Genomic DNA, 21,683 nt, shown 5'->3' with positions numbered 1-21,683 from the left:
CCGGGCTGATGGCGGCCATCTTTGCCGGACGGCGCGGCAGGCGGGTGCTGGTGATCGATCATGCCAAGGCGCCGGGCGAAAAAATCCGTATTTCCGGCGGCGGCCGCTGCAACTTCACCAATATCCATGCGGAGCCGAAAAACTATCTCTCGGCCAATCCGCATTTCGCCAAATCCGCGCTGGCGCGCTTCACGCCCCGGGATTTTCTCAAAATGGTGGAGCGTCATGGCATCGGCTGGCATGAAAAGACGCTGGGCCAGCTGTTCTGCAATGATAGCGCCCGCGACATTATCCGCATGCTGCTGAAGGAATTGGCGGAGGCCGGTGCGGTCCTTGAGCTACAGGTTGCGGTGGAGGCGGTGGAAAAGACCGAGACCGGTTTCCTGGCCCGCACGGGCGAGGGCGATATTCTCTCCTCATCGCTGATCATCGCCACGGGCGGCAAATCCATTCCGAAAATGGGCGCCACCGGCTTTGCCTATCGCATTGCCGAGCAGTTCGGTCTTCCGCTTGTCGAAACCCGCCCCGGCCTCGTGCCGCTGACGCTCGATCCCAACCTGTTGGCCGAACTTGCGCCGCTCTCTGGCATTGCCGTCGATGCCGAGGCAAGCCACGGCAAGACGCGGTTTCGCGAAGCGCTGCTCTTCACCCACCGGGGCCTGAGCGGCCCGTCCATCCTGCAAATCTCCTCCTATTGGCGGGAGGGGGACGGCATCGTGCTGACCATCGAGCCGGAGGTCGATTTTGCCGCGCTGCTGAAGGCGGCGAAGCGGGAGAATGGCCGTCAGGCGGCGCAGACAGTGCTGGCCCAGCATCTGCCCAAGCGCCTGGCGCAGTATGTGGCGGAGCGTCAGGCTCTGACCCGGCCGCTGGCCGATCTCGGCGACAAGGCGCTGGATGCGCTGGCGCAAAGCCTCCGGCACTGGGTGGTGGTGCCCGCCGGTTCGGAAGGCTACCGCACGGCAGAGGTGACGCTGGGCGGCGTCGATACCGGCGCGCTCGACTCGAAGTCCCTTCAGGTGAAGGCAGTGCCGGGGCTCTATTTCATCGGCGAATGTGTCGATGTTACCGGCTGGCTTGGCGGCTATAATTTCCAGTGGGCCTGGGCCTCCGGCCATGCGGCGGGGCTGGCGGCTTGATCACTCCGTTCCATCAATTCTTTTTTAGCCATTGATGAAATGCGCCTTACTCTCGCCTGCTTTTTTCAAGACTTATTAATTTTGCTGAGCCATCGTGATCTTTACCGCCGCTGATTTTCTGTTGTTTCCGGCGGATTGGGGTTAGGCTCTGCAAGAGAGATCGATTCTCTCTTCAATTTGGGAAAGTGCAGCCGATGAACAGACCCACGCATAAGGCTCGTGCCGTAGCAATTGCAAAAGCCCGGGAAGATCTGAACAAGGTTATTTTTCGCACGGCCATGCTGGGCATGGGCGCATCCCTGCTGGTGTACGCGGTGGCGCTTCTCGCCCGCTAAGCCTTTTGTCGTTGGTTGATGCGTGTCTGCTACAGGCGTGTGAGCGCTTGTCGATTTGAAAGATGCGACAAAACCAAACCATCGCCTTCAGGCGATGGTCCGATCATGCGGTATCACCCTCTCAAAACCCGGTGCGTGATTTTCAAATACGCAACGTGTCCCTTAACATTGACTCTGCCGCGCTTGATGAAGCCGCAGATACTGCCATGATAGCCGATCTACGGTTTTCTGTGCCATTGCTGCGCCGCAGCAATTTTCTATTAACTTTTACTCTTAATTCCCCCCTGAAAAGATCCCGGTGAATCTTCCGGGTTGCGCGCATTCAGACATTTTTAGGTGGTGCGTGCCACAAACCGCTTACGGCACATAGAGAATAAACTATACGTTAGCCGTCACTAAAGTGGGGAATCTTCATGTTCTTTGATCGGCTGCTTCAGCGATTCCGGATCCAGACAAAGGTTCTGGTCTTCATTATTCCTTTCATTCTCAGTCTTTCGGCTGTGGGGTTCACGGGCTTTTACGCCTCCAGCCTGTTGCAGGGGCGCATGGAAATGTCGGCCTCGGTGCTGAAGGCGCTGAGCGGTTTCAAGAATGTCTATGCCGGCATGACGCTTTTCCTGCAGCAAACCAGCGAGGAGAACAAGGCGGCGCTCGATCGCAAGGTCAGTGGCCAGCTTGAGGTTCTGCGCGGGTTGCAAGGCGCCATTCAGGGGGCCGAGGGGCAGGCGGAAATCGAGGCGGCGGTCTCCGGCACCACAGCCATGTCGGATCAGGTCAACCGGCTGTGGGGCCTTTACCGGGATGAAATGGCGCTGCGCCAGGATATGGAAAAGACACTGACGACGCTGGCCAGCCAGCAGTCGGACCTGTCGCGCTATGCCGAAGGCGTGCGCGCCGCAACGGCGGGAGACGAGGCCAAGGCCAAGACCATGCTGCGCGAGGCGGAAAAGCTGACGCGCGGTTCGGCGCTGATTGCCAAGCTGGTCACCGATTTCAACGCCCAGACGGCACTGGATGCCAAGTTCGACCTTTTCCGGCAGAAGATCGGCGAATTGACCACGGCCAGCGAGGCCATCCTCGCCGCACTGCCCGCCGATCAGAAGATGGTGGGGCAGGGCATTGTCGACAACGTCAAGCTGATCCGCGAGCAACTGGATATCGGCGTGGCCAATGAAGCCACTGTCGGCGCCATCGACCGGGCGGTCAATCTCATGCGCCCGGCCTCCATCCGTCTTCAGGGGGCCGCATCCCTCAAGGCGCGCGACGCCACCCAGGTCTTCGGCTCGCTGGACCAGCCGATTGCCGAGGCGACGGCCCTTCTCGATGCCACGCGGCAATTGGTGGAGGTGGTGGATTCCGTTCAGCTGCGCGGATCCCGTTTTCTCGCCAATGCTTCCGATGATAACGGCCAGAAGCTGGAGGCTGCACTGGGCAGCCTCAGCCGCCGCGCCTCTGCCCTTGCCAGTGGCGACGGGCTGGCTGCGGATGTGAAGGCTCGCTTTGCCGCCATCGGGCCGCAGGCGGAGACGCTTTCCGCCAAGATGTCCCGGCTTCTCGCCCTGTCGGCGGAGAGGGATCGCGCCTTCAAGACCTCGGCAACCGAAATCGATCAGCTCTGGTCGAAGCTCACCGGCTTTGCCGCCGTGCAGCAGGAGGCCGCCGATGTCGAACGCGACCGCGCCAATACGATTTCCGTGCTGGCCACGGGGCTTGGCATCGTGATTGCGATCTTTGCCGGCATCGGCCTCGTGGTGACCTTCAAGGGGCCGATCGGGCAGATCACTGCCGCCATGCGGCGGCTGGCCTCCGGTGATCTGCAAACCCACATCGCCGGTGAAACCCGTGCCGACGAAATCGGCGACATGGCGCGCGCGCTCGGCGTATTCAAGGACAATGCCGAGGCGAAACTGCGCATCGAAGCCAGGAGCGAAGAAGAGCGGGCCGCCGCTGAAGCCGAGCGTCAGCGCAACGATGCCGAAAAGCAGGATGCCGAGCGGCAGGTGCAGTTTGCCGTGGCGGCCCTGGCCGAAGGGCTGGAACGGCTGGCCGGTGGCGATGTCTCCGTAACCATCGACACGCCCTTTGCCGGGCAGTTGGAACGGTTGCGGCTGGATTTCAACCGCTCGCTTACCCGTCTCCAGCAAACCTTGTCGCAGATCAAGGGCAATGTGGTGGCCATCCAGGGCAATGTCCGGCAGATGTCGCAGGCGGCGGACGATCTCTCCCGCCGCACCGAAACCCAGGCCGCCTCGCTGGAGGAAACCGCTGCCGCTGTCGGTGAAGTCACCAACAATGTGCGCTCTGCCGCCGAACAGGCCCGCCTTGCCAACAGCCTGGTCGGCGAGACCCGCGATCAGGCCGAAAGCTCGGTCGTCGTGGTCGGCAATGCCATTGCTGCCATGGGCCGGATCGAGCAGGCCTCGGGCCGGATCGAGCAGATCATCGGCGTGATCGATGAGATTGCCTTCCAGACCAATCTTCTGGCGTTGAATGCCGGCGTGGAAGCCGCCCGCGCCGGTGAGGCGGGCAAAGGCTTTGCCGTGGTGGCCCAGGAGGTGCGGGAACTGGCGCAGCGGTCTGCCGGTGCGGCCAAGGAAATCAAGGCGCTCATCCATACCTCCACCACCGAGGTTACCGCCGGTGCCAAGCTGGTGCAGGAAACCGGCGCCGCGCTGACGGCGATCGGCAAGCAGATCTCCACCATCAGTGAGCGGGTGGAGGGCATTGCCGCCACCAGCCGCGACCAGTCCTCGGCGCTGGGAGAGGTCAACAGCGCGGTCAACCAGATGGACCAATTGACCCAGCAGAATGCCGCCATGGTGGAGGAAACCAGCGCCGCCAGCCGTCAACTGGCAGAGGAGGCCGACCAGCTCGTCCTGCTGCTGCAGCAGTTCCGCACGGAGCAGGCAGCGCGGCAGGCCGGGCGCTTTGCCGCCTGATTGACCTGCGGAAGAACAGAAGACCGCGCCGGGACACTCGCGCGGTCTTCTTTTGCCATTTGCAGACGGCCAGGGGCGATTATTGGACGGACTGTCAGGCCGCGTGGCTTGCCTTGCCGGCCTCTTGCCGCGTCACGACGATGGGGATCAACAAGTCACCCCAATTGCCATCACCCCCGTGATGGCGGGCCGAGCGCACCAGCTCGACCGAAACCCCGGCCTCGACCGCCTTCATCACTGAATGGTTCAGGCGGTGCAAATCGTTGGCGAGCATGCGGATCAGCGCCTGCTGGTCATTGTTCATGGCGCAGGACTGCTCCTCGGCGCGCTCCTTGACGCGGGTCTGTGGGGTCATGGCATTTCTCCTCTCGTTGTCGCGGGGTTCTTGAACGGGTTTATTTATTCAGCCGCCGGGCGGAACTGGTCGTGCTCGGTGGATTCCTTCATGGCGGTGGTGGAAGACTTGCCGCCGGAAATTGCCAGCGAGACCGCATCGAAATAGCCGGTGCCCACTTCGCGCTGGTGCTTGGTGGCAGTGTAGCCGTTGATCTCGGCGGCGAATTCCGCCTCCTGCAATTCGGAATAGGCGGCCATCTGCCGGTCCTTGTAGCCGCGTGCCAGTTCGAACATGCCGTAGTTCAACTGATGGAAACCGGCGAGCGTGATGAACTGGAATTTGTAGCCCATGGCGCCCAGTTCCCGCTGGAACATGGCAATGGTGGCGTCATCCAGGTTTTTCTTCCAGTTGAAGGAAGGCGAGCAGTTATAGGCGAGCTTCTTGCCGGGATGCACCTTGTGCACGGCTTCCGCAAAGCGGCGGGCCTGGGCAAGATCCGGCTTGGAGGTTTCCATCCAGATCAGGTCACAATAGGGCGCATAGGCAATGGCGCGGGAAATGCAGGGCTCGATGCCGTTTTTCACCTGATAGAAGCCTTCCGGGGTGCGTCCGGCATCGTAATCGACGAAGGGCTGGTCGCGCTCGTCGATATCCGAGGTCAGAAGCTTGGCGGCCTCCGCATCCGTGCGGGCAATGATCAGCGTTGGCGTGCCCATGACGTCGGCGGCAAGCCGTGCCGCGGTGAGGTTGCGAATATGCGCCGCGGTCGGGATCAGAACCTTGCCGCCCAGATGGCCGCATTTCTTCTCCGAGGCCAGTTGGTCCTCATAGTGAACGCCCGCCGCACCGGCCTCAATGAAGGCCTTCATGATCTCGAAGGCGTTCAAGGGTCCACCAAAGCCGGCTTCGGCATCCGCGACGATCGGCGCGAACCAGGTGTCGACCGAAAGCCCCTTGCCTTCCTGCGTCTCGATCTGGTCGGCCCGTTGCAGGGTGCGGTTGATGCGCCGTGCAAGCTCGGGGGCGGCATTGGCCGGATAGAGCGACTGGTCGGGATACATGGCGGAGGCCGTATTGGCATCGGCAGCCACCTGCCAGCCGGAGAGATAGATCGCCTTCAGCCCGGCCCGGACCATCTGCATGGCCTGATTACCCGAGAGGGCGCCCAGCGCGTTGACGAAATCGTCTTCATGGATGAGCTGCCACAGGCGGTTCGCCCCCATTTCCGCCAGGGTATGGCGGATCTCGACCGAGCCGCGCAGGCGCTTGACATCTTCTGCGGTATAGCTGCGCTCAATGCCCTCGAAGCGGCCCTTGGGCGCGGTGGGGACAAGTGTGTAAAAATCAGTCATGACTGGCTCCCTCTCACTCTCCAGGCGGCCATTCCTTCATCTTTCTGGCCGCGTTCTGATGTCTTGGAATTTACAATGCGCTGCAAAATATCCCAAGAAGAAACGTATAAATGAGGCTTTGAAAGGGGTTAGGTTGTCTTGTCTTTCACAAGCTGCCATTGTAAATTTGTAAAAAATGTAAAAGTCCGAAGTTTGTGAAATCCTGTCAAAGAGGCCTGCATGGCAGAGCGCAAGATTTTTGCCGGTCCGCGATTGCGGCGCATTCGCCGGGAACTGGATCTGACCCAGACGGCCATGGCGGAGGGGCTTGGCATCTCGCCCTCCTATCTCAATCTCATCGAGCGCAATCAAAGGCCGCTGACGGTGCAGTTGCTGGTCAAGCTGGCCGCCGTCTACAAGGTGGAGCCCGATGCGCTGCAAGGCGATGCGGGCGGGGTGGGGCCGCTCCGCGAGGTGTTTTCCGATCCGCTGCTGGCGGGTGAAATTCCCGGCGAACAGGAATTGTCGGAGCTGGCGGAAGCCGCCCCCAATGCCGCTGCCGGTGTGGTGAAGCTCTACCGCGCCTATCGCGAACAGGCCAAGCGGCTTTCGGATCTGGCCGAGCTTCTGGCGAGGGAAGGGCATGAAACGGCGCTGTCTTCCGCCCGCCTGCCGATGGACGAGGTGCGGGATGTGCTGGAGGCGCGGCCTTTTCATTTCCCGGGCATCGAGGCGGCGGTGGAGGCGTTCTACGCCGCTCTTGCCCCGGGGGAGGAGCTGGAAACCCGGCTGAAGGAATGGCTGCGCAAGACACATGGCATCGTGGTGCGGTCGCTGCCGGTGCATGTCATGCCGACGCTGCGCCGCCGCTATGACCGGCATTCCCTGCGGCTTTTCCTGTCGGACCGGCTCTCCCCCTTCGATCAGCTGCGGGAAGTGGCGATGGAAACGGCGCTCATGGCCTTTCCCGAAGCAATCGATGCCGTGCTGGCGGGCTTGCCGCTGACCTCCGGCGAGGCGCGGCGGCTCGCCCGCTTCGAACTGGCGCGCTATGCGGCGCATGCGCTGATCATGCCGCTCTCGACCTTCCAGCCCGCCGCCGAGCGGGCGCGCTATGACATCGATGTGCTGCGCGCCCGCTTTCGCGTTTCCTATGAGCAGGCGGCCACCCGTCTGGTCAGCCTGCAAAGACCCGCCTCATCTCCGGGTGGGGCGGGGCCGCAGTTTTTTCTGATGGAAATCGACAGCGCCGGCAATGTTCTGCGCCGGGCAGGCGCACAGGGCTTTCCGCGCGCGGCCTTTGGCGGGCAGTGCCCGAAGCTCAACCTGCATGCGGCCTTTTCCCAGCCGGGGCAGGTGCTGGCGGAGGCCGTGACCTTGCCGGATGGCGCGACGTTTCTCACCGTATCCCGGACGCTGGAAGGGCCGCAGGCTGCTTTTCACGAGCGGCCACGGCGCACGGCGCTGATGCTTGGCTGTCCCCTGACCGAGGCCGCCGCCACCGTCTATGGCGAGGCCCTGTCACGATCCCTGGAGATCGGCCCCGCCTGCCGTCTGTGCGAGCGGCAAGGCTGTCTCTCCCGGGCCGAGCCGCCGATGACAAGGCCGCTCGGTCTCGATGAGATGGCGGCAGGGCTGAGTGTGTTCGACTTCCAGTGACGATATCAGCCGATGGTGGCGAGATAGGCCTGGACGCCAGCGGATGTGGTCATGATGCCCATCAGCTTGTTGTCGATCACCGTATTGCCGGTGGAGACGCCGGTGCTGCCGGGATAGGCGACGGGAACCCAGTGCGCCTTGCCGAAGCCGCCGGTTTCACTGCGCTTGATGATCACATAGGCCGCGCCGGCGTCGGTGGTGGCGGCCAGGCTGTAGCCATCGGCAATGCCGCTGATGCCTTCGAAATGGGTGACGATGCCCGGCTTGCCGTCATAGCTATAGGTGGTGACATGGCTGATGGCCTGCGATGCGCAATCGTAATCCAGCACGAAACCGAGATTGAGGCCTTCCTCACCCTTGTAGCCGCCGACAATCGTATAGGCATGGCTGCCATCGCCGCCGTTCTGCCAGATGCCATAGGCCGTGGTGAGCGGCCCGAGGCTCAGTTTGATGAAGTTTCTGCTGCGCATATCGTAGATGAAGGCGCTGGCCGAGCCCGGCTTGTCGGCAAGGTCGAAATTGCCCACCACCAGATCGCCCATGGTGCTGTGGGGAATGGTCGAAGAGACCGCGCCGCCGGCAATCTCTTCCGGAACGTCGAGATTGGTCCAGGTCCCCGTGCCGTCGAAGGGGCCTTCATACATCATGCCATGATCGGCCTTGGGCTCCGGGGCCTCGGCATATTTATAACTGCCGACGGCGCGGACATTGCCCTGGCCGATCCCGGGATTGAAGAGGGGCGTGTTCGGCCCGTAAAAGGTGGAGGTGGTCACGGTTTCACCCGTGAATTTCGGCGTAAGGGGCGCATAGCCGGAACTGGCCGTGGGGAAGAGAGGGCCGCGGTAGAGAAGTGCCTGCGGCTGTCCGCCTTCGACCGGCTGGTTGCCGGTCAGGACGACCGGATGGCCGTCACCGCCATCCTGGCGCACACCGGTGACAAAATCGCCTGCGGCGAGAATGGTGCCGTAATTCACATTGGTATCGCTCATGAATACACCTTTTTGTGAGTTGTGGCTCTATCTAAACCATAGGTTGTTTATGAAGGGTTGATGCTGCCTTGCGCAGCTCCGTTTTTGACGTCTACCTCTTTGCACCGGTGTCGCCACGGGATGGTCAAGATGATCCCTGCATGCTGCGCCACGGTATTTTGCGCTTGTCGGCGGCGATTTTCCTTTTTAGTCTGAAGAAAAACAAAGGGAACGCAGGTCTTGCTTCGCAGGCCCCGAAGACAGGAGAAATCATGACATCCGCTGTGCTCCGCATCACCGCCGTCGCCTTGACGGCCCTTTTTGCCGGTGTGTCCGCCAAGGCCGCCGACCGGGAGGTCCATGTCTACAACTGGTCGGATTATATCGATCCGCAGATTCTGGAGGACTTCACCAAGGAAACCGGCATCAAGGTCGTCTATGACGTGTTCGACAACAACGACCTGCTGGAAACCAAGCTGCTCGCCGGCGGGTCCGGCTATGACGTGGTGGTGCCGACCGGCCCGTTCCTGGCCCGGCAGATCCAGGCGGGCGTGTTCCAGAAGCTCGACAAGTCGAAGCTGCCGAACCTTTCCAACATGTGGCCGCAGGTCATGGACCGTCTGGCCAAATACGACCCCGGCAACCAGTATGCCGTGAACTACATGTGGGGCACCACCGGCATCGGCTACAATGTCAAGAAGATCAAGCAGATCTTCGGCGATGATGTGAAGGTCGATAGCTGGGATTTCATCTTCAAGCCGGAAAACGCCAAGAAGCTGAAGCAGTGCGGGCTCAACATCCTCGATGCTTCGGATGAAACCTTCGCCATTGCCATGAACTATGTCGGCAAGGATCCCGACAGCAAGAAGACGGCGGATCTGGAAGCGGGCGCCAAGGTCTATTCCGCCATCCGGCCCTACGCCAAGACCTTCAATTCCGCCGCCTATATCAATGATCTCGCCAATGGCGACATCTGCGCCACCATCGGCTGGTCGGGAGATATCGTCCAGGCCAAGCACCGGGCCGAGGAGGCCAAGAACGGTGTGGAGATCGCCTATGTGATCCCCAAGGAAGGCACCTATATGTGGTTCGACAACTTCGCCATTCCGGCTGACGCCAAGAATGTCGAGGAAGCCCATGCCTTCATCAATTACCTCATGAAGCCGGAGGTTATCGCCAAGGCTTCCGATTTCGTGGCCTATGCCAATGGCAATCTGGCCTCGCAGAAGCTGATCAGCCCGGATGTCTTCAATAACCCGTCCGTCTATCCGGATGAGGCGACGCTGAAGCGGCTTTTCACCATCTCGCCCTACGATCCGAAATCCCAGCGTGTGCTGAACCGGCTCTGGACGCAGATCAAGACCGGCAAGTAACGATATAGAACGGGGCTGAGAAAGCCCCGTTCTTCTTTGACAAGGGGTAGACAGATGGCGAAATCCTTGGGGCCGGTCAAACGCAGCTTCGCACCCTGGACCGATCCGGCTGAAAAGCCGTTCATCCGGTTTGAAAATGTCACCAAGCGCTTCGGTCCGTTCACGGCGGTGAAGAACCTGACGCTCGACATTTACGAGAAGGAATTCTTCTCGCTGCTTGGTCCCTCCGGTTGCGGCAAGACCACGCTGATGCGCATGCTGGCGGGCTTCGAGGAGCCGACCGAGGGACGTATCCTGCTTCAGGGCAAGGATCTCTCCGGCGTGCCGCCCTACCGTCGCCCCACCAATATGATGTTCCAGTCTTATGCGCTCTTCCCGCACATGACGGTGGCGAAGAACATTGCCTTCGGTCTTGAGCAGGACAATCTGCCCAAGGGCGAGATCGAGGCGCGGGTGGCGGAAATGCTCAAGCTGGTCAAGCTTGAGGAATTTGCCCGCCGCAAACCCAACCAGCTTTCCGGCGGCCAGCGGCAGCGCGTGGCGCTGGCGCGCTCGCTTGCCAAGCGGCCCAAGGTGCTGCTGCTCGACGAGCCGCTGGGCGCGCTGGACCGCAAGCTCAGGGAGGAAACGCAATTCGAGCTCATGGATATTCAGCACACGCTGGGGCTGACCTTCCTGATCGTCACCCATGATCAGGAAGAGGCCATGACTGTCTCCGACCGGATCGCGGTGATGGACAAGGGCGAACTGATGCAGGTGGCAACGCCTGCGGAAATCTACGAGGCGCCCAACAGCCGCTATGTGGCGGATTTCATCGGTGACATCAACATCGTTGAGGGCAGGTTTCAGGGCGAGGGGGCAACACCGCTTCTGTCGCGCATTGCCTGTGATGGCGGGCTGGAGGCCGTGGTGGCGTATCCGTGCGGGCAAGCGCCCGGCACAGCGGTGGCCTTTGCCATCCGCCCGGAAAAGATCCGCATTTCGCAGGACCCGCCTGCTGATACCTCCAGCAATGTGCTGCATGGCGAAGTGCTGGATATCGGCTATCTCGGCGATTTCTCCATCTTCATCGTCGGCCTTGCCGATGGACGCAGCTTCCGGGCGGCGCAGGCCAATATTTCACGGCTGGTCGATCGCCCCATCACCTATGGCGATCAGGTCTGGTTGAGTTGGCCGGCAGAGGCCGGCCTGCTTTTGACGCGATAGGGGGCTTTCATGGCAGAGCCGCAAACGCTTCCGCAGACGTCAAGAGCCCGCTGGCTGGTGGTGCTTATCCCGTATCTCTGGATGGCGCTGTTCTTCCTGGCGCCCTTCTTCATCATCGTGAAGATCTCGCTGTCGGACACGGCGATTGCCATGCCGCCCTATACGCCGGTCTTCGAAGGATTTTCGGCAATCGGCGATTTTCTATCGCAGCTCGATCTCGAAAATTTCTGGATGCTGGGCGACGATCCGCTGTATGTCGAAGCCTATATCTCCTCGCTGCGGATCGCGGCGATTTCCACGCTGCTCCTGCTGCTGATCGGTTATCCGATCGCGCTGGCCATGGCACGGGCGCGGTCGGACCTGCGTCCGACGCTGGTGATGATGGTGATTCTGCCTTTCTGGACCTCGTTTCTGATCCGCGTCTATGCCTGGATCGGCATTCTGAAGCCTGAGGGCCTGCTGACGCTCCTCCTGCAAAGCCTGCATGTTCTGGGCCCTGACCAGCAGGTGCATATCTATCAGACGGATACGGCGGTCTTCATCGGCATCGTCTATTCCTATCTGCCCTTCATGGTGCTGCCGCTTTATTCGGCGCTGGAAAAGCTGGACGGGACGCTGCTGGAAGCGGCCAGCGATCTCGGCTGCCCGCCCTGGAAGGCTTTCTGGCGCATCACCTTTCCGCTGTCCCTTCCGGGCGTGGTGGCGGGGGCGATGATCTGCTTCATCCCGATCACCGGAGAATACGTGATCCCCGATCTTCTCGGCGGCGCCGATACGCTGATGATCGGCAAGACGCTGTGGACGGAATTCTTCGGCAATCGCGACTGGCCGCTGGCGTCTGCCGTGGCGGTGCTGCTGCTCCTCATTCTCGTGGTGCCGATCGCGATTTTCCAGAACCAGCAGAAGAAGGTGGTGTGAGCCATGAAGCCCGGACGCCTGGACCCGATCATCCTCACCCTCGGCTTTGCCTTTCTCTATGTGCCGATCCTCATCCTCATCATCTATTCCTTCAATGATTCGAAACTGGTGACGGTCTGGGGCGGGTTTTCCACCCGCTGGTATGGCGAGCTCTGGCATAATCAGAGCCTGCTGGATGCAGCCTGGGTGACGCTCAGGGTGGGGCTTGTTTCCGCAAGCCTCGGCACGCTGCTCGGAACGCTGGCGGCGCTGGCGCTGGTGCGGTTTGGCCGGTTTCCGGGGCGGCTCCTGTTTTCCGGCATGGTCTATGCGCCGCTGGTCATGCCGGAGGTGATCACCGGCCTGTCGCTGCTCCTGCTGTTCGTGGCCATGGATGTCGATCGCGGCATCGTCACGGTGACGCTGGCGCATATCACCTTCACCATGTGCTATGTGGCCATCGTCGTGCAGTCGAAGCTCTTGACCTTCGATCGCAGCCTGGAGGAGGCGGCCCTCGATCTCGGCTGCCCGCCGGTTCGCACCTTCTTCCGTATCACCCTGCCGCTGATCCTGCCGGCGGTGGTTTCTGGCTGGATGCTGGCCTTCACGCTGTCGCTGGACGATCTCGTCATTTCGAGCTTCACGACGGGTCCCGGCGCCACGACCCTGCCGATCAAGATCTATTCGCAGGTGCGCCTTGGCGTCACGCCGGAAATCAACGCGGTCTGCACGCTGCTGATCGCCGTCGTCACCCTCGGCGTCATTGCTGCCTCCATCGGCACCAAACGGCGCGAAGTCCAGCGGCAGCGGGATGAGCATCTTGCCGCGCGGGCGGCGGGGTAAGATTTATATACAGCGCCGTGCGCCATATATGGCGCACGGCGCTGTAACGCTTTAAATCTGCTGCATAATTTTATCCTTAAATCGATCCGATTTAAGGAATTATGCAGTAGAGAGCATTTCCGGAAAAAGTGGAATCCGGTTTTTCGTCAGGAAATGCGTAAAAACAAATCTTCATCCCTTCGGCGTGACGGGGGAGAGAATGAGATCCGGCCAGGAGCCACCGATGAAGAAGCGCAGGCTGCCTGGGCTTTCCGCCGTGGATTGCATTTCGGCAGACAGCGCCAGCCCTTTGAAGTCATAGGGCACGACACCGCTGAAGGTCAGGCTGCGCGTGCTGTCGGCCAGCTTGCCGGATCGGATGTCGATGGTGCCGCCGGTCAGTTCCGCGCTCATGTCCAGTGTGTCGAAGGCCATGTCGCCGCTTCCGGCCTCGGCAAGGCGGAAGAAGGGGCGCGCCGTTGCCAGCGCCTGAATGCCTTGCGGGTTGAAGCGTGAGAGGCGGCCCGGACCTGCCTGCAATTGCACCTTGCCGCTGATATCGTGGCCGCTGGTTTGCCAGAGCGCCACATCGGTGCTGGCCGAGAGGGTCAGCGAGCCGGTGCCGAGCGGCAACGGGCCGGAGAGCGCAAGCCGTGCCTCGATATCGGAGAGATCGGCATTGGTCAGCGAGACATCCAGCCGCGCGCCCTGATCGAAACCGCCATCCCGGCCTTCCAGATGCCCGGTCAGCGTGCCGCCGGCGAGCGTGCTGTCGGCAATGTCGAAGGCCACGGACCCATCGGTGGCCAGAATGCTGGCGCCGACATCGGTGAGCGTCAACTGCGCCAGCGAGGCGCTGCGGGCCGAAAGGCTGAGATCGAATTCCAGCCAGTCCAGAAGTCCGCTTCTGCCTTCGCGGGCGGAGGAATCGGGAATGGAAAGCGAGAAGGCACCGAGGAAATTTGCAATATCCATCTGCTGGAAGGCAAGCGTGCCGCTGACCTTCGGCTTGCCGCTTTTGGCGTTGGAAATGTCGAGCACGCCGGAGGCGGTCGCGTCATTGGCCGTGAAGCTCAGATCTTCCAGCCGCAGCCGGTCTGGCTCTGCCGTGGCCGTGGTTTCCACGTAGATCTTGTGGAGCGCGCCGGTGCCCGGCAGTTCCATGCCGGCCCAGCCGAGCAGACCGTGGACGTCGCTGACATCGACGCTCAGCTTTCCTTCGGCAAAGCGGGCGGGAAACAGGCCGGCCTTGCCGCTGAAGGTCCCGTTGACGCTGGGGGCCGAGAGCTTGACCTGCATATCCGTCACGGCCCCGGCAAACAGCATCAGCGGTTCGGGGGCAGAAAAATCGATCCGGGTGACAGCACCGCCCAGCAACATGGTGGCCGTGCCCCGGATGGGCGCCGACATGACCGGCCAGGTGATGTCCGAGAAAATACTGTCCAGCGTCAGCATCCGGCCCGAGCCCTGATCCTGCAATTCAATCCGGCCATTTTCGATGGTGATGGAGCCAACTGCACTGTCATGCGGCCCGCCCCGAACGGCGGTGCCCTTGTCGCGCGCCTCGGCAATCGCTTCGGTCAACAGGCCCTCGCCGCCCCATTGCAGCCGTCCGAGCGGCGTGCGGTTCAGCCGGATCAGCGGACGGCTGAGGCGGAAATCGTCAAAAACCGGATGGCCGAGCGCCGCCTTGATGAGGCCGAAACCGGCCGAGAGCTCGGCGATTTCGGCAAGAACCCGCCGTTCTCCGTTTCTCCTGTCGCTGATCGTCACCTCGGGCAGAATGATCCGCGGTTCGGGCCAGAAGCGCAGGCTGGGCGTGCCGCGAATATCCACATCATGCCCGCTCCAGCGGCTGATGGCCCGCTCCATGCTGCCGCGCACAAGATTGCTGGAAACGATATAGGGAGCAGCAAGCCGGGAGGCGACGAAAACAAAAAGCAGGATGGCAAAGACCGTGACGGCGGCACGCGCCAGGCACGCCCATCTCTTCTGCGGCTTTCCCTTCAACGGCTTGTTCCTGTCTGTCTGGTCGCGGCAAGGTCCTGATCGCGGCCTTTAGCGCGGACAAGGAAAAACCGCTTATCCGGGATAAAGGCAACAAAACACAGGCGTTCCAGCCTTGGATACAGCAAAGCGCGCATCCCCGCAATTTGTAGGGCGGTCTGGCGGAAACCATCAACAAGGAGAGTACTGCACCCGATTAAAATACCCGACCATCTATTCACCGCCTTCATAGCAGCAATCATATCTAATGACTCTTCATCCTGCCGGTTTCGATGCAGAACATCGCAACTGCGGGATAGCGCCTTTCGCAACTGCGGTATAATCTCGCGGTCAGTGTGAAGCAGGGAGGTTTTTCAATGGAGAGTGTCAAGCCGTTATGGGTGCCGCGGCAGGAGGATGTGGCGGCAAGCCCGCTGGCGCGCTTCATGCAATGGTGCGAGGAAAGGGTCGGGCAATCCTTTGCCGCCTATGACGATTTCTACCAATGGTCCATCAACGATCGCGGCGGTTTCTGGTCTGCCGTCTGGGATTATTGCGGCGTCAAGGGCGAAAAGGGGGCGGTCGACCTCGAAAACGGCGATGACATGCTGGCGGCCCGCTTCTTCCCGCAGGCGCGGCTGAATTTCGCCGAAAACCTGCTGCTGCGTCAGGATGATGCCGATGCGATGATCTTCCGGGGCGAAGACAAGGCAAAAAGTCGCTGGAGCTGGAAAACGCTTCAGGACACGGTTTCCCGCCTGCAACAGGCCATGCGGGCGCTGGGCATCGGTGAAGGCGACCGCGTTGCGGCGATGATGCCCAACCTGCCGGAAACGGTGGCCTTGATGCTGGCCACGGCCTCCATCGGTGCGGTCTGGTCCTCCTGCTCTCCCGATTTCGGCGAGCAGGGTGTGCTGGACCGCTTCGGCCAGATCGAGCCGAAATTGTTCATCGCCTGCGATGGCTACTGGTATGCGGGCAAGCGGCAGGATGTGGCCGCGAAGGTGAAGGCGGTGGCCGCCAGGCTGGCCGCGCCGGTGCTGGTGGTGCCCTATGCGGGCGATGCCGAGGCGCTGGCAGGCGAGCTTGCCGAGGGGCGCACCCTGGAAGCCTTCATGGCCCCCCATGTGGCCGGTGCCGTGGATTTCGTGCGGCTGCCTTTTGCGCATCCGCTTTATATCCTGTTTTCGTCCGGCACCACCGGCGTGCCGAAATGCATCGTGCACTCGGCAGGCGGCACGCTGTTGCAGCATCTGAAGGAGCAGCGGTTCCACAGCGGTCTCCAGGAAAATGAACGGCTTTTCTATTTCACCACCTGCGGCTGGATGATGTGGAACTGGCTGGCAAGCGGGCTGGCCAGCGGGGCGACACTCTGCCTCTATGACGGCTCGCCCTTCCATCCCGATGGCAATGTGCTGTTCGATTATGCGGCTGAGGAAAAATTCGCGATCTTCGGTACCTCGGCCAAGTTTATCGATGCCGCCCGCAAGGCGGGGCTTTCCCCCCGCACCACCCATGATCTCTCGGCATTGCGCGTCCTTGCCTCCACCGGCTCGCCGCTTTCGCCGGAAGGCTTCGATTTCGTCTATGAGGCCATCAAGCCGGATGTGCATCTGGCCTCGATCTCCGGCGGTACGGATATCGTCTCCTGCTTCGTGCTGGGCAATCCGCTGAAGCCTGTCTGGTCCGGCGAAATCCAGGGTCCGGGTCTCGGCATGGCCGTGGATGTGTGGGACGATCAGGGCCAGCCGGTGCGCGGCGAAAAGGGCGAACTGGTCTGCACCAAAGCCTTCCCCTCCATGCCGGTGATGTTCTGGAACGATCCGGACCACGCCAAATACAAGGCCGCCTATTTCGAGCGGTTCGACAATATATGGTGCCATGGCGATTTTGCCGAATGGACGGAGCATGGCGGTATCGTCATCCATGGTCGCTCGGATGCTACGCTCAATCCCGGCGGGGTGCGCATCGGCACGGCGGAAATCTACAATCAGGTGGAAAAGCTCACCGAAGTGGCGGAAGCGCTGTGCATCGGCCAGGATTGGGATGGCGATGTGCGCGTCGTGCTGTTCGTGCGGCTTGCCCCAGACGTCAGCCTCACCGAAGAGCTGATCGGCGCCATCAAGACCCGCATTCGCACCGGAGCATCGCCTCGTCACGTCCCCGCCAAGATCATCGCGGTCACCGATATTCCGCGCACCAAATCCGGCAAGATCGTCGAACTTGCGGTGCGCGAGGTGGTGCATGGCCGCCCGGTGAAGAACAAGGAAGCGCTCGCCAATCCGGAAGCGCTCGATCTGTTCGCCGATCTGGCGGAGTTGAAGGGCTAAATCTCTCTAAAAAGATCTTGCAGATGCGACCCAATGAAGTTGCATCTGCTTTACTTTGCGTGATTTTCTCGTCAAAATCATCAATATAATCTGTAATTTTTTGTATTTGAGTAGTTTGAAGGCAAATGGTAACACGTAAGCAATCTCTAGGTGCTTTCGGTGAGGAGCGTGTCGTCAAAGATTGTACGTGTCCTAGATGCAAGCGCCTCAAGACGCTCGTGCGTCTTCCAGTGAATTTTAAATGCGCGGATATAGTCTGTGATTTCTGTGGATATTTAGCTCAGGTAAAAACAAAAACGACAAAATATATTGATAAAGTTCCAAAATATGTTCTTGGGGCGGCTTGGGGGCCGCAAAATGAAAGAATGCAAGCAGCTATTTATTTTCCTTTATTTTTAGTTTTGGTGGATCTAGATAAATATTATTCGATTTTCTATCTTTCGGCAGATTTGCAGGAGCCCGACCTATTTAAGCCGAGAAACCCTTTATCTCAGACAGCTAAAAGAGCGGGTTGGCAGGGTTTCATTTACGACTTAACGGTTGTGGAAAGTCGTCTTGTACGTATTCGGTAATAAATTAAATCCGCGTCTGTTTTTCACCCCGCCAGTACCCGTGGTGAAGGGAAGCTGATTTCCACCAGCGTTCCCTCATTGGGGGTGGAGTGGATGGCGAAGCTGGCGCGGTTGGCGTCCACCATGGCCTTGGTCAGCGGCAGGCCGAGGCCGGTGCCGTCGCCGCGCAATCGGGTGCCGCCGGGGGAAACCTGGCGGAAGGGCTTCATCGCTTGTTCCAGCTCCGAGCGCGTCATGCCGATGCCGGTGTCGCGAATGCGCAGCGTCACGCTGCCATTCGGCTCATAGGCGGTGGAGACGATGATCTGCCCGCCCGAGGGCGTGAAGCGGATGGCATTGGCGAGAATGTTGAGCACGATCTGCTTGACCGAGCGCAGGTCGGCCACGACATTCGGCACCGATTGCGACAGCGCCGTGCGGATGATCACGCGCTGGTTATTGGCCTGCGGCTGAACGATGGCGACAGCCTCCGACACCGTTTCGTTCAGCCCGACGGCCACGAAATCCAGATCCATCTCGCCCGCCTCGATCTTGGAAATATCCAGGAGATCGTTGACGATATCCAGCACATGCCGGCCCGAACGGCCGATATCGGCAGCATATTCTGCGTAGCGGGAATGGCCGATCGGCCCGAAGCGCTCATCCGCCATGATATCCGAAAAACCGATAATCGCGTTGAGCGGCGTGCGGATTTCATGGCTGACGCGGGCCAGGAAGTCGCTCTTATGGGCATTGGCGGTTTCGGCGGCGCGCTTGGCGTTGCGCAATTCCTCTTCCGTCCGCTTCCATTGGGTAATGTCGCGGATGACGGCGCAGAAGCCGTTGGAGGAGGAAAGCCGGCCAATGGTCATGAACAGCGGAATGAAACCGCCGGAGGATTCACGACCGATGACCTCGCGCCCATCATTCAGCACGCTGGCCACCCCATGCCCGGTCAGCCCGTTCAGATAATCCAGGATCGAACGCTGGCTTTCGTGGGCAAAGAGCGTGACGAAGGGTTTGCCGCGAATATCCTCCTCGTCATAATTGAAGAGGGCGCTTGCGGCACGGTTGATCGAGCGGATATCGCCGTCTGCGCCCAGCGTCACCACGCCATCCGTCGCCGTTTCCAGAATGGAGCGCAATTCCTCTACTTCGACGCTCAGCGCCGCAATCTCGTGAGAGGCTGCTTCTTCCGGTTTTTGCGGTGCGGGCGCGGCCTCAGTCACGGCATTGGTGCGCACCAGCGCCAGCAGCAGGGCGCTTGCCTCTTCCCAGCGGATGGATTGCAGCCGTGCCGAAACCGGCACCAACTCGTCATCGGCGCGCACGATCACCAGCGATCCGGCTTCCCCTTCGGTCGCGGCAAGATCGTCCCGCTGCAGCAGGGCATCCAGACCGCCCGCAGCCTGCAAGGCCTCCAGCGTTTCATAGCCGGTGAGCGCGAAAAATTCCGGATTGGCGTGAATGAGCCTGTCGCCGCGATGAGCCAGCAGCGCCACCGGCAGCATGTCCAGCACATCCGGCGTGAAGCTCACATCCCGGCGCGAGCGGGGAAAGGCCAGCACGGCACCCTCGGATGGTTCGTCCGCAGCGCCTTCAGGCTGGGTCGTGTCCGTTTCCGGTGCCGCAGCCGCCGCGTCGGCCTCGGTCTCCGCCCTATGCTGCTCCGCTTCGGTCTCCGCTGCTTCATGGACAGGTGGCAGGGCCTTATCGGTGCTGTCCTCGATGTCTGTCTCGGGTGAAGCATCGATCGGGGAGGGATCGGCTTCCGCCTTTTCCGGCATCTCGCTCTCAGGCATTTCGTCCAGCCGCTCCGGGCGAGGCGGAATGCCCATGGCGTCGAGCTTGCGGGCAATTTCCCGGAAGGCTGCCTGCTCGCTATTGCTCAAGCCGTCACGCCCGCGAAAGCGGCGCTCTTCCAGCTGGATCACCTTGTCCGACAGGCGGCGTGCGGCGGTTTCGGTCAGGCTGAGGGCAGGCGGTTCGGTCCGCTCGGGCGCTTCGGCAACCGGGGCCTCCGGCTGCGGCGTATCCTCATGCTCTTCCTCTTCCACCGGATCGGCCTCGGTTGCGTCAGGCCCGGTGGCCTCTAGGCTCACCTCTTCCGTCTCGGCCTCGTCATCACCGGCAAAATCGAAAGGCGTCGTTTCTTGCGCATCGTCCTGCCGCTCGGAGGCGGCCTCTTCGCCCTCCGGCAGGAAGGTCATGCCCACGCCATCCGGGTCTTCCACGGCATCGGCCAGGCGCACGACACCAAAGCCCCGGAATCCATCGAAATCGCGATTGCGCGTATAGGTGGGAAGGGCGGCCAGATCCACCGGCACTTTCAGCCGCGTGCCTTCCACCGGCCAGTAGATCGTACGCCCCGACCAGGTATCGCGGCGCTTCAGCAATTCGGCAATCTTGCCATCCGGATCGAGATTGAAGAGGGCAGCCAGATCGCCAAAGGCCTGACCTTCGATGGCGGCAGCACGCGGGCCGACCGCACGGGCAAATTCCGGCGATACATCGCTGAAACGGCCAAGGGCATCGATTTTCCAGACAAAGCGCTGCGCCCGCTGCGAGGGCTCGAAAGTGAAGACGGGTTCGTCCATCGCTTCCGCATGTTGCTGGGGTGCCTGTTCCGGTGCGACCTCTGCTGCTGCAGGCGCTTCGGTTTCCTGTGGGGCCGCCTCTTCGGTCACGACGGGCTGTTCCGGCTCTGCCTCCGGCTCCAGGATGCCGGCCATCTCTGGCTCTTCCGTTGCGGCCTCATCGTTCGTTTCGTGTGAGACGGTGTCAGCGATTTCCGGCTGATCGGCCTCTATGGCCGCGCTGTCTTGCGCCTGCGAAAGTGGCTCCTCCTCCGCTGCCTCATCGGCTAAGGGCTCCGGCGTTTCGACAGAGGTGATTTCGGGTTCCGGCTCGATATCGGTAATGCCGCCCAAGGCATCCACGACATCATCGAAGCTCTCGGCAACCGGTTGTTCGGGGGAGGGCGCTTCCTCTTCCGGCGCCTCAACTGCGCTTTGCGCTTCCGCAAGTGCGGTCAGGGGACTGTCTGCCGCCGGAGGCATGGGGGCTGGCTGCGGTGCGGCGTTAAAGCCATCGCTCGGGTCCAGCATGCCCAGAATGGTTTCCACGGCAAAAACCAGGAAAAGCGCGGGCTCATCGCTCAGCTTGCCGATGGCTGCCGGCAGATAGCCCTTGGCGGTGGGGATCGGCCGCTTCATCAATCCGTCGTCATCGGCGCTGACCATGCGCACCAGCATGGCGGCCGTCTGCGGGCTGATGCCGAGGCGGGCAAAATGCTCCGAGGCGCTGACAATGCCGCCCTCGCCATCCAGCAGGGCCATATGGGTATCGGGATCGCCAAAACCGCTGAGCATGGCTCGCGCGCGGGCCTTGTCATCGGCATGGGAAAAAGGCAGAGCAAAGAGAATGCCGATCTCACCCGGGCTGATCGTCAGCGTTTCCAGATGCGCTTGCAGCGGTAGACGGCGAAAGCCGCTGCCCACCCGCACCATCAGCGTACGGGTTTCGCCCTCCTGCTTCAGATGCCGGGCCGTTGCGGCAATCTGGCGAAAGGTGACATCCTGCTGCGGCGGCGGCTGATCCAGGAAATCATAAATGGAGGCTGCGCCAAAAAAGCTGGCGCCCGCACCATTGGCCCACAGCACGCGCTCCATGTCAGCGGAAAACAGCACGAGCGCCTCGCCCCGCGCAAACCGCGCCCGCACCTTGCCGTGCACGGCAATGTCGATGAAGGGGTATTGAACAGCGGGCATGATCATCCTGTCGGCTTCGCTGGAATGGTGCGAGATTAAC

The 21,683-nt window shown here is 61.3% G+C and carries 16 protein-coding genes; 10 read left to right on the top strand and 6 right to left on the bottom strand.

Translation table 11 applies throughout. The annotated features are described in order from the left end of the window. The first annotated feature begins 8 nt into the window (after positions 1-8). The 3 genes from QO005_RS22345 (at position 9) to QO005_RS22335 (ending at position 4,413) form a co-directional block, all read left to right on the top strand. Positions 9-1,139 (top strand): BaiN/RdsA family NAD(P)/FAD-dependent oxidoreductase, encoded by a 1,131-nt coding sequence (locus QO005_RS22345; RefSeq protein WP_370878140.1) that lies wholly within the window; start codon positions 9-11, stop codon positions 1,137-1,139. A gap of 194 nt (positions 1,140-1,333) precedes the next feature. Beyond that, positions 1,334-1,474, top strand: coding sequence for a hypothetical protein (locus tag QO005_RS22340; protein WP_307160241.1), 141 nt, complete (start codon positions 1,334-1,336; stop codon positions 1,472-1,474). A gap of 413 nt (positions 1,475-1,887) precedes the next feature. Further along, positions 1,888-4,413 carry a methyl-accepting chemotaxis protein gene (locus tag QO005_RS22335; protein WP_307160240.1) on the top strand — a complete coding sequence of 842 codons (2,526 nt, stop codon included), beginning with the start codon at positions 1,888-1,890 and terminating at the stop codon, positions 4,411-4,413. A 94-nt stretch (positions 4,414-4,507) separates the two neighbouring features. Here QO005_RS22335 and QO005_RS22330 read toward each other — a convergent pair whose 3' ends face one another. Then, positions 4,508-4,768, bottom strand: a complete 261-nt coding sequence (locus tag QO005_RS22330) for an SMc00767 family acetate metabolism repressor (RefSeq protein WP_307160239.1) — start codon at positions 4,766-4,768, stop codon at positions 4,508-4,510. Between the two features lie 44 nt (positions 4,769-4,812). After that, positions 4,813-6,102, bottom strand: a complete 1,290-nt coding sequence (aceA, locus tag QO005_RS22325) for an isocitrate lyase (RefSeq protein WP_307160238.1) — start codon at positions 6,100-6,102, stop codon at positions 4,813-4,815. A 219-nt stretch (positions 6,103-6,321) separates the two neighbouring features. Here aceA and QO005_RS22320 point away from each other — a divergent pair, with 219 nt between their 5' ends. Further along, complete coding sequence (locus QO005_RS22320; protein WP_307160237.1) at positions 6,322-7,740, top strand: helix-turn-helix domain-containing protein; 1,419 nt, start codon at positions 6,322-6,324, stop codon at positions 7,738-7,740. Positions 7,741-7,745: 5 nt separating this feature from the next. On the opposite strand, the gene QO005_RS22315 is transcribed toward QO005_RS22320, so the two are convergent. Beyond that, entirely contained in the window at positions 7,746-8,729 is a 984-nt protein-coding gene (locus tag QO005_RS22315; RefSeq protein WP_307160236.1) for a hypothetical protein, read from the bottom strand. Positions 8,730-8,980: 251 nt separating this feature from the next. Here QO005_RS22315 and QO005_RS22310 point away from each other — a divergent pair, with 251 nt between their 5' ends. Genes QO005_RS22310 through QO005_RS22295 form a run of 4 tightly spaced genes read left to right on the top strand, consistent with a single transcriptional unit; the run spans position 8,981 to position 13,027 of the window. Continuing rightward, positions 8,981-10,081 carry a polyamine ABC transporter substrate-binding protein gene (locus QO005_RS22310; protein WP_307160235.1) on the top strand — a complete coding sequence of 367 codons (1,101 nt, stop codon included), beginning with the start codon at positions 8,981-8,983 and terminating at the stop codon, positions 10,079-10,081. A 54-nt stretch (positions 10,082-10,135) separates the two neighbouring features. Then, entirely contained in the window at positions 10,136-11,287 is a 1,152-nt protein-coding gene (locus QO005_RS22305) for an ABC transporter ATP-binding protein (RefSeq protein ID WP_307160234.1), read from the top strand. Between the two features lie 9 nt (positions 11,288-11,296). Continuing rightward, complete coding sequence (locus tag QO005_RS22300) at positions 11,297-12,205, top strand: ABC transporter permease subunit (RefSeq protein WP_307160233.1); 909 nt, start codon at positions 11,297-11,299, stop codon at positions 12,203-12,205. Between the two features lie 3 nt (positions 12,206-12,208). Next, positions 12,209-13,027 (top strand): ABC transporter permease subunit, encoded by an 819-nt coding sequence (locus tag QO005_RS22295; RefSeq protein WP_307160232.1) that lies wholly within the window; start codon positions 12,209-12,211, stop codon positions 13,025-13,027. 171 nt (positions 13,028-13,198) lie between these two features. On the opposite strand, the gene QO005_RS22290 is transcribed toward QO005_RS22295, so the two are convergent. Together QO005_RS22290 and QO005_RS22285 are read right to left on the bottom strand one after the other, a co-directional pair. Further along, entirely contained in the window at positions 13,199-15,016 is a 1,818-nt protein-coding gene (locus tag QO005_RS22290) for an AsmA family protein (RefSeq protein ID WP_307160231.1), read from the bottom strand. Further along, positions 15,013-15,255: a hypothetical protein gene (locus QO005_RS22285; RefSeq protein ID WP_307160230.1), complete on the bottom strand. Its 243-nt coding sequence runs from the start codon at positions 15,253-15,255 to the stop codon at positions 15,013-15,015. The genes QO005_RS22290 and QO005_RS22285 overlap by 4 nt, the downstream gene beginning before the upstream one ends. Positions 15,256-15,369: 114 nt before the next feature. Between QO005_RS22285 and QO005_RS22280 the strand changes: the two genes are divergently transcribed. Both QO005_RS22280 and QO005_RS22275 read left to right on the top strand, forming a co-directional pair. Beyond that, positions 15,370-17,322, top strand: a complete 1,953-nt coding sequence (locus QO005_RS22280) for an acetoacetate--CoA ligase (RefSeq protein WP_307160229.1) — start codon at positions 15,370-15,372, stop codon at positions 17,320-17,322. A 125-nt stretch (positions 17,323-17,447) separates the two neighbouring features. Then, positions 17,448-17,894 (top strand): DpnI domain-containing protein, encoded by a 447-nt coding sequence (locus tag QO005_RS22275; protein ID WP_307160228.1) that lies wholly within the window; start codon positions 17,448-17,450, stop codon positions 17,892-17,894. A gap of 23 nt (positions 17,895-17,917) precedes the next feature. On the opposite strand, the gene QO005_RS22270 is transcribed toward QO005_RS22275, so the two are convergent. Continuing rightward, the gene (locus tag QO005_RS22270) at positions 17,918-21,643 is read right to left on the bottom strand and encodes an ATP-binding protein (protein ID WP_307160227.1); all 3,726 of its coding nucleotides are present in this window, start codon (positions 21,641-21,643) and stop codon (positions 17,918-17,920) included. Positions 21,644-21,683 lie beyond the last annotated feature (40 nt).

Source organism: Allorhizobium paknamense (genome assembly GCF_030815125.1).
Taxonomy (GTDB): domain Bacteria; phylum Pseudomonadota; class Alphaproteobacteria; order Rhizobiales; family Rhizobiaceae; genus Allorhizobium; species Allorhizobium paknamense.
Note: the sequence above shows the minus strand (reverse complement) of the source record. Positions and strands in the feature narration are given on the sequence as shown.

Bases quoted from the DNA above. Each gene is read 5' to 3' on its own strand.
- QO005_RS22340 (WP_307160241.1), top strand. From the start codon at position 1,334: ATGAACAGACCCACGCATAAGGCTCGTGCCGTAGCAATTGCAAAAGCC.
- QO005_RS22295 (WP_307160232.1), top strand. From the start codon at position 12,209: ATGAAGCCCGGACGCCTGGACCCGATCATCCTCACCCTCGGCTTTGCC.
- QO005_RS22275 (WP_307160228.1), top strand. From the start codon at position 17,448: ATGGTAACACGTAAGCAATCTCTAGGTGCTTTCGGTGAGGAGCGTGTC.
- QO005_RS22310 (WP_307160235.1), top strand. From the start codon at position 8,981: ATGACATCCGCTGTGCTCCGCATCACCGCCGTCGCCTTGACGGCCCTT.
- QO005_RS22335 (WP_307160240.1), top strand. From the start codon at position 1,888: ATGTTCTTTGATCGGCTGCTTCAGCGATTCCGGATCCAGACAAAGGTT.
- aceA (WP_307160238.1), bottom strand. From the start codon at position 6,102: ATGACTGATTTTTACACACTTGTCCCCACCGCGCCCAAGGGCCGCTTC.
- QO005_RS22285 (WP_307160230.1), bottom strand. From the start codon at position 15,255: ATGATTGCTGCTATGAAGGCGGTGAATAGATGGTCGGGTATTTTAATC.
- QO005_RS22270 (WP_307160227.1), bottom strand. From the start codon at position 21,643: ATGCCCGCTGTTCAATACCCCTTCATCGACATTGCCGTGCACGGCAAG.
- QO005_RS22280 (WP_307160229.1), top strand. From the start codon at position 15,370: ATGGAGAGTGTCAAGCCGTTATGGGTGCCGCGGCAGGAGGATGTGGCG.
- QO005_RS22300 (WP_307160233.1), top strand. From the start codon at position 11,297: ATGGCAGAGCCGCAAACGCTTCCGCAGACGTCAAGAGCCCGCTGGCTG.
- QO005_RS22345 (WP_370878140.1), top strand. From the start codon at position 9: ATGGCGGCCATCTTTGCCGGACGGCGCGGCAGGCGGGTGCTGGTGATC.
- QO005_RS22330 (WP_307160239.1), bottom strand. From the start codon at position 4,768: ATGACCCCACAGACCCGCGTCAAGGAGCGCGCCGAGGAGCAGTCCTGC.
- QO005_RS22305 (WP_307160234.1), top strand. From the start codon at position 10,136: ATGGCGAAATCCTTGGGGCCGGTCAAACGCAGCTTCGCACCCTGGACC.
- QO005_RS22320 (WP_307160237.1), top strand. From the start codon at position 6,322: ATGGCAGAGCGCAAGATTTTTGCCGGTCCGCGATTGCGGCGCATTCGC.
- QO005_RS22315 (WP_307160236.1), bottom strand. From the start codon at position 8,729: ATGAGCGATACCAATGTGAATTACGGCACCATTCTCGCCGCAGGCGAT.